We start from the raw sequence: 15560 nt of genomic DNA on the forward strand, positions 1-15560 counted from the left end.
AGAAAGGCAAACTTCCAATATTAAATGTTGCTTTTTGCCTTTCCTTCTTCCCTACTATTATTTATAAAAAGCCGAATATAACTATTAAGGATTAGCTCACACTTTTTTTGATATAAAGGGGAGTAAAAAATGCCAGCCAGCCCACCATTTTTTGTCTTAACAGACCTGGCAGATGAGTTTACGATCGAGACCGGATTACTAGATACCTTACCTGGTGGTTTACTAGCCTTAGCCGGAAACGATACAGTCATAGGATCGGACCAAGCAGACATCGTTAACGGCAACCAAGGAGACGATCGCTTAATCTTAGGAAAAGGCAACGACACCATCTTTGGCGGCAAAGGAAACGATACCATCGCCGGAGAACAAGGCAACGACTTCTTTTCCGGTGATATCGGAGATGACATCCTCTACGGCGGCGATTTTAACAACCAATTCTCAGATTTAGCCGACAGCATTTACGGTGGCACCGGAAACGACACCATCTTTGGACAAGAAGGAGACGACTTCATCAACGGTAATCAAGACAACGATTATCTTGTAGGCGGCAAAGGAAACGACATCATCCGGGGCGGAAAAGATGTAGATCTCCTACTTGGTGAAGAAGGTTCCGATACCCTGATTGGAGATCTTGGTCAAGATGTCCTCAGTGGTGGTATTGCAGAAGTAGGCACAACAGATGTATTCGTCCTTCGAGGAGATAGCCAAGCCAACGAATTATCCGAAGCAGATTTAATCTTAGACTTTTCCCCCGGCGATAAAATAGGCATTACCAACTTTACAGGAGGGATTGGCTCGCTAGCCTTACAACAATTCGCCTCTATTTCTGTTGCTGATTTTATCAATCAATTATCCCCTGAACTACAAGCCGCCCAGGAATCCGGTCTAATCAACATCAATGAGTTTGCCACTAGCGGTGTCATTCAAGGTACAGCAATTCGCCTTAGCGCCAATGGCTCTTTTCTCGGTGTCGTCCTCAATCAAAGCCTGGTTCAAGTAAATGCCGCTTTGTTTAACTTTACGGAAGCTTAGTTCGGGACTTCCGGGTAGGGGGCAGAGGCAAGGAAAATTCAAAATTCAAAATTCAAAAGTTAAAACTTTTACCTCCTCCCCTGCTTTGATCGGGGGTTGGGGGTTGGAGAATGGCATTTTCCCTAACCCCTACCCTCTAACCCCTATCCCCTAAAGGTGCATTTGCCACAACTGAAGTATTAGTCAAGATTTCTAAAGCGGTTTTATATTGTTGATCTACTTCTGTGGCAACTTGGTCAAAAGCTGTAGGTTCCCAACTGATTAGGCGATCGGGAGTAATTCCTAGCTTGTTAATGTCATGATGATTAGGAGTTTCGTATTTAGCGACTGTCACCGCTAAACCGGAACCATCAGACAAATCAAACAATGATTGAATTAAACCTTTACCAAAAGTTTTTTCCCCGACGATTTGGGCACGTTGATTGTCTTGTAAAGCACCAGCGAGAATTTCACTAGCACTGGCAGTACCCCGATTTACCAAAACAACTAAAGGATCGTTCGTCAATGCGGCATTTGTGGCTTCAAAGCTGCCAATTATGCCTTGACGATTCACGGTGTAAACGATCGTACCTCGATCCAGCCAAAAACGGGCAATTTCAATTCCGGCTTGCAATAATCCACCGGGATTATTTCGCAAATCTAGAATATAGGCATCTGCACCTTGTTTCTCTAAGCCAGAGATCGCATGAGCTACTTCTGCTACCGCGTTACCATTGAATTGGTTTAGGCGAATATAGCCCACAGGGACGCTTCCCGGTGAAGAACGCAATTGGGCAATTACTGGATTTAAAGCAATCCGATCGCGCACTAGTGTAACTTCTTGAGTCTCTGACTCTCGCCCTGCCACAGTCAACACTACTTGACTACCCATCGGGCCACGCATCTGAGCCGCAGCCTCATCTAAAGTAAACTCAGTAGTAGAAACGCCATCGATTTTTAAAATTCGATCCCCAGGTTTAATACCAGCTTTTTGGGCTGGCGATCCCGCGATCGGCGTTACTACCTGCAAAACCCCTGTTTCTTCATCCAAGGCAATCTGGAGTCCAACTCCTGTAAGTTCCCCAGAAGTAGAAACCTGTAAATTACGGTATTGACTAGGCTGAAGATGCCGCGTGAACGGATCGTCTAAACTAGCTAACATCTTGCCAATCACAGAGTAAGTTTCTTCTCGGTTCTTGATGTATTGTTTTAGGGCTTTTTGCCGTACTAACCACCAATTTTGATGATTAAATGTCTCATCCACGTATGATTGATTGACAATGCGCCATACTTCTGCTACTAGCTTTTGGTTTTCAGTATCAGCCGTAGCAGACGGAACCCACCAACCCAGTCCCAAAATAAGTGACAGAATCAGTAAAAGAACAATTCGCAAACAACGGTTTTTCATAGGCAAGAATTTTAAACATTATTTTATAAAAATCTAGCGAAAAAACCCACTGTTAGGAAACGACAAGGGAGGAGAGGGGGCAAAAAGAACTAGGGGCTAGGGGTACAAATGATAGGGGATAGGATTTAGAGGACAGGGGCAAATTCCGCCCCTACCCCCTAACCCCTAACAACCAACCCCTGTGAGATGGGCAAAGGAGAAAATCGCAAATCTAAAAATTTAAATTCTAAAATCGACATGATTGAGGTAGAAGTCCATAATTCACTGAGAGCATTTCTTAGAGAGTGCAAAGAGACATACTGGCCCCACCATTTAACGATGGCTAGACTGGTGGCACGCGCCTTACGATTGGAAAGAAGTGCTTTGATTCAAGTGGGAGCACCCACTTCGGTAAATGTTCGCTATCGTCTAAGTTACCTAGCACCAGCTTTAATGTGGTCTGGGCCAGTAATTGTCGTAGCAACAGAAGCAGTACAACAGCGACTTCTCAAGGTGGAAATTCCCCAATTAAAAGGCTGGGTAAGTACTGAAAAGGAAATTTTTGTTGGTGATGCTCTCCCCGATCCTAATTTTGCTGGGTTGTTGCTGACTTCGCCAAGTGCTTGGTTGAACGATCGCCTCACCACAAAAACTAAATTTGGTCATGGAATCCCCACAATCCTCGATGGGATCGACGATCTGGAATCTTGGACGCGCCAACAGTTAACTGTAACCATTACTCCTGGCGATTGGGAAGAGTTGATCCAAGCTTTTCCCCGCCGCATTGAGGCGATCCGAGATGCTAAGGTGTCACTAACTAAGGAAATTTTCCAGCATCCGCCTAATCCCTACGAATGCTATTTGTTGGAAGCCACGGAAACACAGATTTTTAGTCATCTGTTTGCTGTTTTAAGTTTAGACCAGGAAGAGGCAGCAACATTTTCCAGTTTGCCAGCTAACTGGCAGCTATTTTGTCAGCGATTTCACACCCCTGGACAAATGTATTGGGCGCAAATTGCCCGCACTCAAGGTTTGTTTACCATCTACGGTAGTCCTTTAGCAGTTTCTTCCACTCTCAAACCAATCTGGTTAGAACAACCTGTGGTTTTGATTGGTGGCGCTTTGGAGTTGGAAGCTGAAGCACCAATCTATCGTCAGCAGTTAGGATTGGGAGATTTAACTTGCTTGAAGTTTGCTTTGGATCGACATAACGAGTTAATTCAGCTTTATGTGCCAGATAGTTTTCCCATGCCGAATACTCCTCAGTTTCAAGCTGCGTTACTACAAGAAATTCGCAGGTTCTTAGTTGTTAGTACGGTTGTGGAAGGACTAACGGTACTTTTAGTTAGTGATGTGCCGCTAAAAGCTCAAGTTGGCGCGGAAATTGCCGCTGAGTTTGGTTCGCGGGTACAGGTGGAAAAAACTTGTTTGGATGACAATGGGATTTTAGTTACTGGCTGGGAATTTTGGCTGGAACACCAGGATGTTTTACCCGCGCCTCATCTGTTGCTGATTGCCACTTTACCCATTTCCTCTTTAGAAAATCCCTTGGTGGCTGGTCGTGTTGCGTATTATAAGCAACAGCGTCAAGATTGGTTCCGCTTATATTTATTGCCGGAAGCTTTGAATGTTTTACAACGAGCGATCGCACCTGTTCGCACCACCCAAGGAGTAGTCGCTTTACTCGACAGCCGCACCATTCACCGCAGCTACGGTCAACAAGTACTCACCGCTTTAAGTCCTTTCGCTCGGATTAATTACCTCGATCCCAACTTGTTCTCTTGAGTTTAAAGTTAGGTATGGACACTGTAAAATCTGTATAATAATAGTTTTGTCAAGCACAAAGCTTGTCAAAGTCAATAAAGGTTATCATTAAGCCAAAGAATAGCTCTCGTGGAGCGAGCAATTATGGGTGAAGCAAAAAGACGTAAGGAAGCACTAGGGGAAAAATACGGCAAGGAATCGTACATTGTTCCCTGGTTTCCCATTACTAAATCGCAAGCACAACAATTTGTCAACTGGACGACCAGAGGCTCATGGATCGGAATTGGCATTTTGATTGTTTGTTGGCTTGGTATCCGGTTCATTGGCCCCGCTTTGGGTTTGTGGCAAGTTAACTAAGTTTTGTCAGGGGTTCCGCTTCTTAGATCTGTAGTTCGTATTTTAGACAACAAACCAAGTTAAGTTTTCTTGACATCGGAGATCGAACTATCCCTCAAGAATGAACTTTATCTGAAGTGAAAACGTCTAGCATTACTGTGACTCATCTGGGAATGTCGCTCTTGATACGACCGAAAAAAAATCCGTCAGTTAACTTACAAACAGAGCTATTCGTGATTGAGGAGGAAAGTTAGTTGAAATTCGTAATCTGGAGTACATTGGAGAAAATGTTAAGAAAATCTAAAATAGATCTAAAATTAGGTGTGGTGGCTGGAGGATAACAGTGTTTATCAGACTTGCAAAACAACACTCGCAGTTTGTTCAAGATCTGGTGATGAATCTTCAAGCACTGGCGATCGTACTGGAACGGAAAGGCTATTTAGCTTCTTGTTACACTTGTGGCGATCAGATGACTAGCGCATCTTTTATGGTCAGCTTGGGAGATAATCACCTGATTAGATTTTTAGTGTCAGACTATGGCATCACTTGGACAGAGATGCGGGACGATCGCGAATTAATGAAGCTAGAGGGCGCAGAAGCGATCGCTCAGCTACAGGAACTCGCCAACTTACTCAAATATCAACCCGAATCCACTTCTTCCTACACTGCTGCGGTAGCACAAGCAATCTAAGCAGATAAACAATAAAGCAGGAAGAAGGCTTAGGTGAACCAGAACTTTACACCGTCAAAGTTTAGCTTTTGCAGGCTGGATGCTGAAACTACTACCTCAGACTCGCAGAACTGTTAAGCTAAAAATTGAGATGTTAGTTCCATAGTCACCTTTAGCTTGCTGTTTAATATGATCGCGCTTGATTCGGGATGGCAACACCATTTTGTAGAGACTAATGACATTCGCTTGCACTGCGTAACCCAAGGTGAAGGAGAATTAGTAATTCTTTTGCATGGGTTTCCAGAGTTTTGGTACTCGTGGCGACACCAAATTCCTGCTTTAGGGCGTTACTTTAAAGTTGTGGTTCCAGACCTACGAGGTTACAACTACTCGGATAAGCCAGCGAGTGGCTACGATTTAGATACACTAAGCGCAGATATTTGTGGTTTAATTGAGCGTTTTGGGAAAACTCGCGCTCACATAGTAGGACATGATTGGGGTGGAGTGATTGCTTGGCACTTAGCGCAGAAGTTTCCTGAATATATCGATCGATTAGCGATTCTTAATGCACCTCACCCACAACAATTCGTCAAAGATTTAATCGGTAACATCGACCAATTGCGGCGCAGCTGGTTTCTCCTATTATTTCAAATCCCTGCTCTCCCAGAGTGGTTAATTCAACATAACTTGAAAGGTTTCGTTCAAAATCTGTTTCGAGAACACGCCATTCGCAAAGCAGCCTTCACGACGGAAGTCATGAATATTTACCAAAATGCTTTAGCAAAACCCCGTGTTTTAACAGCTGCAATTAATTATTATCGTCAAATGCTCTCACCCCAAGCTTGGTTACAAAGTTGGGAAGGACAAACTAAATTAGTCACAGTTCCCACCTTAGTACTTTGGGGTGAAGAAGACTCTTTCTTGAGTAAGAAACTTACCCAAGGTTTAGACCAATTAATTGCCGCCCCCTTTCAACTCAAATTGGTTCCTAATTGCGGACATTGGATTCAGCAAGAAGCGCCCCAGACAGTAAACAGAGAATTGTTAAACTTTTTGCGTTCATCAGAAAAAGTTTTGGTCAAGAAAAGATAAACTTTTTTCAAATTAGATTTGAGAAAAACTGAGCAAAAGCTCAGTTTTTTTAGGCATAAAATCTGAAAAAATGCAGAGTTTTGAGGCTTTTCATTGAAAATTGGCTTTGGCTCTTATCTGCATCATTTAGCTTAATTAAACGGTTGTTAACTACTATTATCTTTGATTTCGATCGAGCATAAGTAAATCCTATTAATCTTAATAAATATTTTATAAAATTACTGATAGTCAAACATTGTAAATAAATAATATGATTGCAAATTAAAAATTCTCTTTTCCGTAAATTTGCGGGTATCAAAAAAATCGAAAAAATATTACTTTAGATATAGGCGAAATATTAAGGTTATGCTTCTACCGAAAAAATAAGCCTCCGTACTGTACCTTAAATTTGTAACAATTAAAAGTACAGAGTTAAATTACTACTCTAGGAGAAAGGAAGTTGCTTGGTATATATTAAAAGTAAAAGAACAGCAATAGGTAGTCTAATACTTAGTTTGCCAGTGAGCCTTAATCTGCACCAGCCTTTTAGCAGAAGCCAATTTAATATACAGCCAAACACAGCATTAAACAAAGAGTTCCCTGAGTGTAATCTCAGATTGAATATCTGAAACATGACGGTTAATCTGGGTGCGTCAACAGGGATGCAGTTACTATAATCTGAGTCCTTTAAAATTATGGAACTAGAAAAACGCCTTGGCCTATACCAAGTGTTTCTCAAGATTTACGAACATAATCGTGGTCTACTGGATGAGATTCTCCAATTAGAGAATGTGTCATTTCCCTATTTAAGCAGTAGAATCCCCAGTTATGTGCAGGGCGTTGTACAGGAACGAGAAGTTTATCTACTCACTAACTTGGTGAATGGAAAAACGCAAAAACTGTTCCAGCCACAAAAAATTTGGATGATTGGACGCGATCGCCGTTTAGCCTTAACATTAAGAGATCAATGGATTTCCCGGCATCATGCAGCAATTCAATATGTAGAAAACGAAGGGTTCTACTTAATAGATCTTAATAGCACCAATGGGTCATTTATCAATGGGGAACCAGTTTTCCATCGTCAACTACTCAGAGATGGCGATCAAATTCGTTTAGGAAGCTTAGCTATTTCCTTTTTCCTAGCGGAAACAGCGCAAAAGTTGGAGCCAATATCCTCAGAAATAGTAGCACAAATGAACGTGCCACCAACTTATTCTGCGCCGCCCACACCGAACTATCCACCAGCGAAGATAGAGGAAGGGAATTCACATGAGCAGAATCAAGATACATCGAGTCATGAAAGGAAAAAACCCTTTGTGGAAAAGCAAACTTGCGAATCTACATTGCTTAATTTAACCCCAACTCAACGTTCGGAAATTCTCGATCGCTTTCTCACCAGTCGTCAAACTTCATCCTCCATCCAAAATTGAACAAAAAACAGGAGAGTGAAATAGCAATTCCTGTCTCTCCTGTTAGGCATTGAAGAGGGTTATTCCTCGTCTACATCAACATCAACAACCTCATCGTCTTCCTCAATATCGTTTGGGTGCGCCACTGAGTTAGCAGAGACAACCGCACCTAATTCGAGTTTTTCCCGAATTTCTTGCTGGATTTTTTGCGCCAGTTCCGAATTTTCATCCAAATACTTAATAGTATTATCTCGACCTTGACCGATATTGTCGCCCTTGTAGCTGTACCAAGCACCTTTGCGGTTAACTACACCAGTTTCCTCCGCAATATCTACAATACAGCCCATTGTAGAAATACCTTTGCCAAAGATGATGTCAAACTCGGCAATACGGAAAGGAGGCGCAACCTTGTTTTTGGCAACTTTAACCTTAACCCGAATTCCAAACTCGTCAGTACCTTTCTTCAGAGTTTGAATCCGCCGAATGTCAAGTCTGACAGAAGCGTAAAACTTCAGCGCATTACCACCAGTAGTAGTTTCGGGATTACCATAAGTAACGCCGATCTTTTGCCGTAACTGGTTGAGGAAAATTACGGTACAGCCAGATTTACCGATGTTACCAGTAATTTTCCGTAAAGCTTGGCTCATTAAGCGAGCTTGTAAACCTACGTGAGCATCGCCCATGTCGCCTTCAATTTCGGCGCGGGGTACTAAAGCCGCTACTGAGTCTACTACTACAATATCAACTGCTGCCGATCGCACTAACTGATCGACGATTTCTAAGCCCGCTTCACCAGTGTCGGGTTGCGAAACGAGTAAATTTTCAATATCCACGCCTAGCGCCGCCGCGTAGGTGGGATCGAGAGCGTGTTCAGCGTCTACAAATGCTGCTACGCCACCCATTTTTTGAATTTCTGCGATCGCGTGTAGCGCCACCGTAGTTTTCCCAGAACTTTCGGGTCCATATATTTCAATTACCCGCCCTTTGGGTAAACCGCCACCCAAAGCCAAGTCTAACGTTAACGAACCGCTGGGGATGGTTTCCACTCTCATCCGAGTAGCATCTCCCAAACGGACGATCGCCCCTTTACCAAACTGACTCTCTATTTGTTTCAGTACTAGGTTTAGGGCTTTTTCCTTACCAGCCATATCATTTGATGCAATAGCCATTACCGCGCCTCTAGGGTTAGGAGGTTTAAAAACTGTTGGTCTGGAACTTTCGACTAGAACAGATATACTATTCTAGTTTAGATTTTCCCGTTCAGAACGTCCAAGTTTGATTAATCTAAATAGTTAATGGGAGTCTAGCATCCCAGCCGAATTTAGTGCTTTAAGCTTTTTTAAGTTACCCTCTTGAGTAAACTGCTGATGAGTTCTTACCTTTCCCATCATCTCATATTAGACACAGCCTTATCTGTAGGTGGAATCACCGACTACATTAAAGAGTTGTTGGAAGAAGACGCAAATCTGACACAGGTTTGGGTATATGGCGAAGTTTCCAGTGCTAGCCCACATTCTAAAGGGTTATTTTTCACCCTGCAAGATTCGGAAGGTAACGCCTCGATTCGCTGCGTAGTTTGGGGTAATTTGGTGAGAGAGTTGGTGCAAATGCCCAAAAAAGGCGAACAAGTCCTAGTTTTGGGTAGTTTAACTTTATTTCGTCAGCGAGGAGAGTATCAACTGCGAGTTTTCCAAACTTTACCAGCAGGGGAAGGTTTACAGGCGTTACGCTTGCAGCAGTTGCGAAACCGTTTGCAAGCGGAAGGGTTGTTTGATGCGACAAGAAAACGATCGCTTCCTCCCCATCCCCAAACTATAGCCGTTGTCACTTCGCCGCAAGCTGCTGCTTGGGGTGATATTCAAAAGACTTTGAAACAGCGTTATCCTGGTTTGCAGGTATTGTTGTCTCCGGCGATCGTCCAAGGGGAACAAGCACCAGATTCGATTGTAGCGGCGATCGCCAGAGTTGAAAAAGACGATCGAGCCGAAGTGATAATTTTGGGGCGTGGTGGTGGTTCAGTTGAAGATTTAGCTTGTTTTAATGATGAAAGAGTGGTGAGAGCGATCGCCTTTTCTTCCATCCCCATTGTCACAGGAATTGGGCATGAAAGAGATGAATCTTTGGCAGATTTAGCAGCTGATTTTGCCGCCCACACTCCCACAGCAGCAGCGGAAAAGGTGGTTCCCAGATTAGATGATTTAATTATTGAGCATCAAGAAAGAGTTTTGCATTTACGAAAGGTGATTAATCGGCAAGTTGAAAGGGAAGAGAGTCGAGTTTTATTATTAAAAAATCGGTTGCGGCGTTTGCGGATCGATCGATTTGTTGAGGAGAAAGGGCGATCGCTTTCTTGGTTGCAGCAAAGGTTAATTCAATCAACAAATCAACAATTTGAAGCAGCTAATCAGCGTTGTCAATTATTACAGCAAAAGTTGGCAAGTTTAGATCCAAAGTCGGTTTTACAAAGAGGTTATGCTGTGGTGAGAAATCAAGCGGGAGGTATTGTAAAATCTGATGAGAATTTGCAGGTTGGGGAGGAGTTATTGATTCAGTTGGGGAAGGGAAAGGTTAAGGTTGAGGTGCGAGAGGTTTTAGAAGATTTGAAACCGCAGAGACGCAGAGGACGCAGAGGGTAATTTGGGGACTGGGGACTAGGGACTGGGGACTGGGGAAGAGTAGTTTTTCTAATAATGAAAGTCTCTGGCAAAGGTCTAAGTATATAATTATTTCATCTGCTTTCATCTGCGTTTATCTGCTTTCATCTGCGTTTAAAAAAGAAAATTTTGGGACTTTTGCAAGGTATTTTTTTATTGAACCACGAAGACACGAAGGACACGAAGAGAAGAGAAGAAAGAGGTTTTTTGATGAGTAAGTCTATTCGGAAAGAGTCGGAAGAGGTTTTGCTGCAACAGGGTTTTAATTATGAGGAAACTGTAGCGAGAGTTGAGGAAATAGTTGCGGAAATAGAGTCGGGGGAGTTGGAGTTGGGGGAAGTGTTTGATGAGTTTGCGATCGCTGTTGAAGCATTACTTAAATGTCAGAATTTTTTGGCACAAAAGAAGCAAAAAGTTAATTTACTAATCGAAACATTGGAAGAGGAAGCAGAGAGTTTCTAAACCCAAAAGAACTTTCCCATATCTCATTACCCAACAAAAAAGCTAACAGTAACATCTGCGTTCATCTGCGTTCATCTGCGGTTAATCTGCGTTAAAAAAAAGAACTCGCATCTCAACCCAAAATCTCAATAAACCATCTGTGTTCATCTGTGGAAATCTGTGGAAATCTGTGGTAAAAAAACCTAAGCAATACTACCCCGCTTGCGAGTTTCCTTATAAGAAATTCCCACATTTTTCAATCCAGCTTTAATCATTTGTTGTTCCAAAAAAGCAAAGAAACGGGCGCGATCGTCCCCCTTAACTACCGCATGATTATGCGCTTCCGACAACGATATCGGATAACCATAACCTTTTTGAATTTGTCCCAACATTAAACTTAAAGCTCGATCCAATAAAGTAGAATTTTCTGCTACCCAAGCGGGAAATTCTACTCTAGCAATTTCACTTCCCACGTGAACATAACAAAAATAAATTGTCTGACTTTCCCCATATAAATTTAAAATTCGCATCGTACTTTTCCATAAAGGAGTACGTTGTCCAGGTTTTAAAATAGACAACCAAAATGGGGGATCTCGCAAATTATCAAAAACTTGACAAGGCGGTTTTTTCTCATCCGCATCACCGCAATTAACCACACAATTTGGAGTAGAATGAGGACAAGCTTGTAAGCGAAGTAAATTCAAACTTTCCGTACTTCGAGACGCACTAATATAACCTATAAGCGGAACTTCCGCTAACCGAATTTGTTCCCAAGCTTCTAAAATTGGCGGTAAAATACGATCGCAAGCATCCCCAGGTAAACTTTCCAAAAACCAATAAATTAACGAACCATCCACCATCGCCAAAGTCGGAACTTGAAAATTTCCCTCTTTTTGAGATTGTACCCAACTTGTAACTAATTCTGCTAAAGCGATCGCTTCCGAAACAGTCCGCCGATACCCCATCCATTCTTCAACTCGAATTCCCCATTGACGGGAAACATACAAATCTTCAGGTCGGTAAAAAACTTCCGGTAAACTATCTAATAAAGGGTATCTTCCTTGTCCATAATGAAACACCACACGCCCAATATTTATTAAATAACAATAGGCAATTTCGTGGTGACTTGGTGAAATTTGCGAACCATCTGTAGCAATAACCGTGTGAACTTTTGGCGGAACAGGAATATCAATACAACTACTTAAAGGTTCCACTGGAGTTGGTACAGAAAAAATAAAGCGATCGCGCCATCTTTCCTGAATTTCCACCAACTCTTGCTGTCTAGCAGTCGCCTCCACCATCAACTTTTGCGCTATCTCTAACCGTTGGCGACTAGCAACACTTTCCGCCGCTAAGTGTTCGCTTAAACCTTGCATTTGTCGCGCAATCTTCATCAGATCTAGCATAACTCTAAATCCTTAATGAACCCAATTATCTTGCCATTTTACCGTACCTTCAGGAACTAAAATCCAGCGACGGTTAACCAAATTTTCCCGCACAGGTTCTTGGTTATCTCGCCACATTGCATACTTGTATGCGATCGCCTTTCCCGCACTCTCATTAAACGGAATTTCTGCAAACCAAGTATTAGGATTAATATACTCCAATGGGTAAGCTTTACTAATATCCCAATTCCCCAACTCAGGACAATCTCCTGTCACCACAATAGTTTCCCCAAGTCTAGTTTGTACACCATTTAATTGGGCTCTGACAATAGTTTTTCCTTTAACGCGATCGCCCAAATAACTCAGGATAATCATCTCTTTTCTTTTCAATTCCAAACCCAACAATTGACCATGTTTAACCTCAAATTGCCGACCTGTTAAAATACAAATATATTCCCCATCTTCCAAATCAGTAGAAGGAATATCAATCTTTACATAATCGCCCTTATTCATCGCTACAAAACAGCGCGAATCTCTGTAACGACGCACATAACAATACACATCAGGAGTAATATATTTTTGTACCTGACTTCCCAGAGAAACCGCCGGATTTATTCTTCTTAATTTCGATAACATCTGCAAATCTTGATAAATTTGCGTATCCATATCCCACTTTTCCATCATTGGGCGATTGTATGGATCGTTGCCACCATTTATATTATTATAAAGATACTGTTCCGTACCATAATAAATACAAGGAATACCACGAGAAGTCATAATTAAATTAACTGCCAATCTCAAAATTTCCGGGTCAGGATTCAAACTTTGAAATCGTGGCATATCATGATTATCGATAAAAGTTATTAGTTCGGTAGCGCGATCGTACAAAGCATCAAACTTCAACATATCCTCAATTAAATGAAATCCCCCTTCGCTATTGTGCGCCAACGCCGCCCTAATTGCATCACAAAAACCAAAGTCTAAAATCGACATTCCCGACTTATTGGTAAAATTAACAGATTTACCATCCCAAGGTTTACAAAAACCCCATTCCCCAAAGAGAAAAACCGAAGGTTTATGAGTTTGAATATCGCTAACAAACTCTTGCCAAAACCAAACAGGTAAATGCTTCACAGTATCCACCCGCAAAGCATCAACCCCACGATCCAACCATTGCTTAATAGCAGATTTTATATAATTACGATACTCAATATTCTTTTCATTAAAAGTAGCCAACCCCGAAAGTTCGCAATTTAAAAGTTGCCAATCATCATTCCAATCAGTAATCTCCCCATTGTGATAATACCAATTATTCACATCATTATAAAAATCAGCAATTAACACCCCATCATCATAAAGTTCTCCCTTATGTCCATTCACATCTGGACTACTATGATTACAAACAATATCTAAAATTAGCTTCATTCCCCGCTTGTGCATTTCCTCAATCAACCTATCAAAAACATTAGATTGAAACAGAGAAGTAGACTCATTACTATTAACCAAACGGGGATTAATTCTTTTAAAATCCTTAGTCCAATAACCGTGCATTGCAGCAAATTCAACCTGTAACTCCTCCACTTGTTCAAACAAAGGAGACAACCAAATTGCCGTTACACCCATATTTTTTAAATAATCTAACTTATCAATAACCCCTTGTAAATCGCCGCCCCAATATTTCCCCCATTGCTTCCGATTAGCATCATAAAGTTCAGGATTTGGGCCAACATTATTATTAGGGTCGCCATCGGAAAAGCGATCGACAATAATAAAATAAATAGTTTCCTGACGAAATTCGATCGCCCGAGTAAACAAAAACTCAAAATCCGCGACCTTACTAGGCGTAACCTCTTCCGTATAAAAACCCGCCGCCGCCTTTGCTGTATTATCCACCTTTAATTGAGAATCAGGAGTTTGTACCATCATATTAAACCTCCACTTCACAACTACTCAAAAATGTGCAATAACCCTTCTCTTCTTCTTTCCTTCGTGTCCTTCGTGTCTAAGTGCTACGCACCGCTACGCGAACGTGGTTCAAAAAAAAGCTTAACTTCAAACTACCGCATAATCGGACTACCATGATGATTAATTAAATACCACTTTTGCCCCATCCGTTCAAAAATATTAGTTGCTAAAGACTTCGCCTGAGTTCTCCTCCCACCCAAAACCTGAAACACATTTTCCACCAACACCAAATAAGCCAAATCACCCCGAATTTCCGAAGTAACAATTTCCACATCAATTTCCACGTAACTAGTATTCTTAAATATTTGCTCCCAAGAGTAACCGATTTCCTTCCAACCTCGCAAAACATTCCAACCAGGATGGACGCAAACAGTCGCCACACCCTTAGACCAAACATTACCCATCGCCTCAATATCCTTCTTTTCAAAAGCGCGATAGAAAGCTTGGTTAGCCTCCAAAACATCATTACTATCTGTCATTATTTTTACAACTAACAATTAAACCCAAACCGCAAAATCTTGCGTAAATTGAGAAAGCGACAACAACTTAATTCGGTTATTATTTGCGATCGAATCGCGTATTTGCTGAGTATTGTAACCCCAATCAGCCAAAAATAACCTAACCGAAACTAAATCCGACTCCTGTTCTACCAACTGCAACGCCTTCAATCTATCTTCCACAAACCAGATATTAACCGCACTTCCACCCGCAGCGATTAACTCCCGCAAAATCTCATACTTCGGGCGTTTATACTCCTTTCCAATAATCCGTTCTTCCGGGATTTCCACACTTTGTTCTGCCAACAACTGACGAACAAAACGCCCCTCTTTCGTAGTAATAATGTAGATTTTAACTGAATTAGCGATCGCCCCTCGCAACCTCTCAATCACACCCGGATAAAACCGATGTAACCCCAACCAACCCCCCAAATCCTCACCAATCCACTCATCCCTAACTCCATCCAAAATCGCCCCCACCTCAGCAGCTTTCAACCCTTCCTCGCCAGTAATCTGCTGCGCCACACCTACCCAATCCCGCCAAATCTTGTCTTCCGAAACACCCAAAATCAACGCCCGTAACAAAATCGGCATTTCCCAACCCACCTCAATCACCGGGCGCAACTGATAAAACTTTTCCGCCAAACCCTCTGGAGGCGTTTCATCAGCAGGATGCCAGATTTTACAATAACTTCGCCAAGAAGTCTGAAAATACTCAATTAGCCCATCACAAACAACCCCATCAAAATCTAGGGCTAAAATAGTGGGATTAAATTCAGACATAAAAATACCCTCCTTCAAAATTAACTAACTTAGAAGTGAGGGCGATGAACTGGGGTGCAAGGATTCGAACCTCGGAATGCCTGGACCAAAACCAGGTGCCTTACCACTTGGCGACACCCCATTGACTTAACCTTGTTTATCTTAACACTCAGTTACCTAGTTTTGTCAAGAAATTAAGTAAGAATTT

Annotated in this window: 14 protein-coding genes and 1 tRNA gene; 8 read left to right on the forward strand and 7 right to left on the reverse strand. The window is 42.0% G+C overall.

Going from position 1 to position 15560, the window contains the following annotated elements:
* The first annotated feature begins 129 nt into the window (after nt 1–129).
* Entirely contained in the window at nt 130–1032 is a 903-nt protein-coding gene (locus ACE1B6_RS01670) for a calcium-binding protein (RefSeq protein ID WP_413255496.1), read from the forward strand.
* Nucleotides 1033–1168: 136 nt separating this feature from the next.
* On the opposite strand, the gene ctpA is transcribed toward ACE1B6_RS01670, so the two are convergent.
* Nucleotides 1169–2419 (reverse strand): carboxyl-terminal processing protease CtpA, encoded by a 1251-nt coding sequence (gene ctpA / locus ACE1B6_RS01675; RefSeq protein ID WP_413255497.1) that lies wholly within the window; start codon nt 2417–2419, stop codon nt 1169–1171.
* A gap of 237 nt (nt 2420–2656) precedes the next feature.
* Here ctpA and ACE1B6_RS01680 point away from each other — a divergent pair, with 237 nt between their 5' ends.
* The 5 genes from ACE1B6_RS01680 (at nt 2657) to ACE1B6_RS01700 (ending at nt 7669) form a co-directional block, all read left to right on the forward strand.
* A complete protein-coding gene (locus ACE1B6_RS01680) occupies nt 2657–4183 on the forward strand; it encodes an ATP-dependent DNA helicase (protein ID WP_413255498.1) in 1527 nt (508 codons plus the stop codon).
* Nucleotides 4184–4306: 123 nt separating this feature from the next.
* Nucleotides 4307–4519 carry a DUF2839 domain-containing protein gene (locus ACE1B6_RS01685; protein ID WP_413255499.1) on the forward strand — a complete coding sequence of 71 codons (213 nt, stop codon included), beginning with the start codon at nt 4307–4309 and terminating at the stop codon, nt 4517–4519.
* A 322-nt stretch (nt 4520–4841) separates the two neighbouring features.
* Entirely contained in the window at nt 4842–5189 is a 348-nt protein-coding gene (locus ACE1B6_RS01690) for a DUF1815 family protein (protein ID WP_413255500.1), read from the forward strand.
* A 168-nt stretch (nt 5190–5357) separates the two neighbouring features.
* Nucleotides 5358–6260 (forward strand): alpha/beta fold hydrolase, encoded by a 903-nt coding sequence (locus ACE1B6_RS01695; protein ID WP_413255501.1) that lies wholly within the window; start codon nt 5358–5360, stop codon nt 6258–6260.
* Nucleotides 6261–6934: 674 nt separating this feature from the next.
* Nucleotides 6935–7669: an FHA domain-containing protein gene (locus tag ACE1B6_RS01700; protein ID WP_413255502.1), complete on the forward strand. Its 735-nt coding sequence runs from the start codon at nt 6935–6937 to the stop codon at nt 7667–7669.
* A 59-nt stretch (nt 7670–7728) separates the two neighbouring features.
* Here ACE1B6_RS01700 and recA read toward each other — a convergent pair whose 3' ends face one another.
* On the reverse strand, nt 7729–8817 hold the full coding sequence (gene recA, locus ACE1B6_RS01705; protein WP_413255503.1) for a recombinase RecA: 1089 nt from the start codon (nt 8815–8817) through the stop codon (nt 7729–7731).
* 198 nt (nt 8818–9015) lie between these two features.
* On the opposite strand from recA, the gene xseA reads away from it, so the two are divergent.
* Nucleotides 9016–10284 carry an exodeoxyribonuclease VII large subunit gene (xseA, locus tag ACE1B6_RS01710; RefSeq protein WP_413255504.1) on the forward strand — a complete coding sequence of 423 codons (1269 nt, stop codon included), beginning with the start codon at nt 9016–9018 and terminating at the stop codon, nt 10282–10284.
* A 228-nt stretch (nt 10285–10512) separates the two neighbouring features.
* Nucleotides 10513–10764: an exodeoxyribonuclease VII small subunit gene (xseB, locus tag ACE1B6_RS01715; protein WP_413255505.1), complete on the forward strand. Its 252-nt coding sequence runs from the start codon at nt 10513–10515 to the stop codon at nt 10762–10764.
* 182 nt (nt 10765–10946) lie between these two features.
* On the opposite strand, the gene ACE1B6_RS01720 is transcribed toward xseB, so the two are convergent.
* The 5 genes from ACE1B6_RS01720 to ACE1B6_RS01740 all read right to left on the reverse strand — a co-directional run bounded on the left by ACE1B6_RS01720 (nt 10947) and on the right by ACE1B6_RS01740 (nt 15494).
* Nucleotides 10947–12149: a DNA double-strand break repair nuclease NurA gene (locus tag ACE1B6_RS01720; RefSeq protein WP_413255506.1), complete on the reverse strand. Its 1203-nt coding sequence runs from the start codon at nt 12147–12149 to the stop codon at nt 10947–10949.
* Nucleotides 12150–12161: 12 nt separating this feature from the next.
* The gene (locus ACE1B6_RS01725) at nt 12162–14051 is read right to left on the reverse strand and encodes an alpha-amylase family glycosyl hydrolase (RefSeq protein WP_459562957.1); all 1890 of its coding nucleotides are present in this window, start codon (nt 14049–14051) and stop codon (nt 12162–12164) included.
* Between the two features lie 134 nt (nt 14052–14185).
* Complete coding sequence (locus ACE1B6_RS01730; protein ID WP_413255508.1) at nt 14186–14572, reverse strand: nuclear transport factor 2 family protein; 387 nt, start codon at nt 14570–14572, stop codon at nt 14186–14188.
* An 18-nt stretch (nt 14573–14590) separates the two neighbouring features.
* A complete protein-coding gene (locus tag ACE1B6_RS01735; protein WP_413255509.1) occupies nt 14591–15373 on the reverse strand; it encodes an HAD family hydrolase in 783 nt (260 codons plus the stop codon).
* 49 nt (nt 15374–15422) lie between these two features.
* Nucleotides 15423–15494: transfer RNA gene (locus tag ACE1B6_RS01740), tRNA-Gln, on the reverse strand.
* Nucleotides 15495–15560: the final 66 nt, after the last annotated feature.

This window comes from Floridaenema fluviatile BLCC-F154 (assembly GCF_041929135.1).
Lineage (GTDB): Bacteria > Cyanobacteriota > Cyanobacteriia > Cyanobacteriales > Aerosakkonemataceae > Floridanema > Floridanema fluviatile.

Coding starts and splice junctions, on each gene's coding strand:
- ACE1B6_RS01670 (WP_413255496.1), top strand. CDS start 130: ATGCCAGCCAGCCCACCATTTTTTGTCTTAACAGACCTGGCAGATGAG.
- ctpA (WP_413255497.1), bottom strand. CDS start 2,419: ATGAAAAACCGTTGTTTGCGAATTGTTCTTTTACTGATTCTGTCACTT.
- ACE1B6_RS01680 (WP_413255498.1), top strand. CDS start 2,657: ATGATTGAGGTAGAAGTCCATAATTCACTGAGAGCATTTCTTAGAGAG.
- ACE1B6_RS01685 (WP_413255499.1), top strand. CDS start 4,307: ATGGGTGAAGCAAAAAGACGTAAGGAAGCACTAGGGGAAAAATACGGC.
- ACE1B6_RS01695 (WP_413255501.1), top strand. CDS start 5,358: ATGATCGCGCTTGATTCGGGATGGCAACACCATTTTGTAGAGACTAAT.
- ACE1B6_RS01700 (WP_413255502.1), top strand. CDS start 6,935: ATGGAACTAGAAAAACGCCTTGGCCTATACCAAGTGTTTCTCAAGATT.
- recA (WP_413255503.1), bottom strand. CDS start 8,817: ATGGCTATTGCATCAAATGATATGGCTGGTAAGGAAAAAGCCCTAAAC.
- xseA (WP_413255504.1), top strand. CDS start 9,016: ATGAGTTCTTACCTTTCCCATCATCTCATATTAGACACAGCCTTATCT.
- xseB (WP_413255505.1), top strand. CDS start 10,513: ATGAGTAAGTCTATTCGGAAAGAGTCGGAAGAGGTTTTGCTGCAACAG.
- ACE1B6_RS01720 (WP_413255506.1), bottom strand. CDS start 12,149: ATGCTAGATCTGATGAAGATTGCGCGACAAATGCAAGGTTTAAGCGAA.
- ACE1B6_RS01725 (WP_459562957.1), bottom strand. CDS start 14,051: ATGGTACAAACTCCTGATTCTCAATTAAAGGTGGATAATACAGCAAAG.
- ACE1B6_RS01730 (WP_413255508.1), bottom strand. CDS start 14,572: ATGACAGATAGTAATGATGTTTTGGAGGCTAACCAAGCTTTCTATCGC.
- ACE1B6_RS01735 (WP_413255509.1), bottom strand. CDS start 15,373: ATGTCTGAATTTAATCCCACTATTTTAGCCCTAGATTTTGATGGGGTT.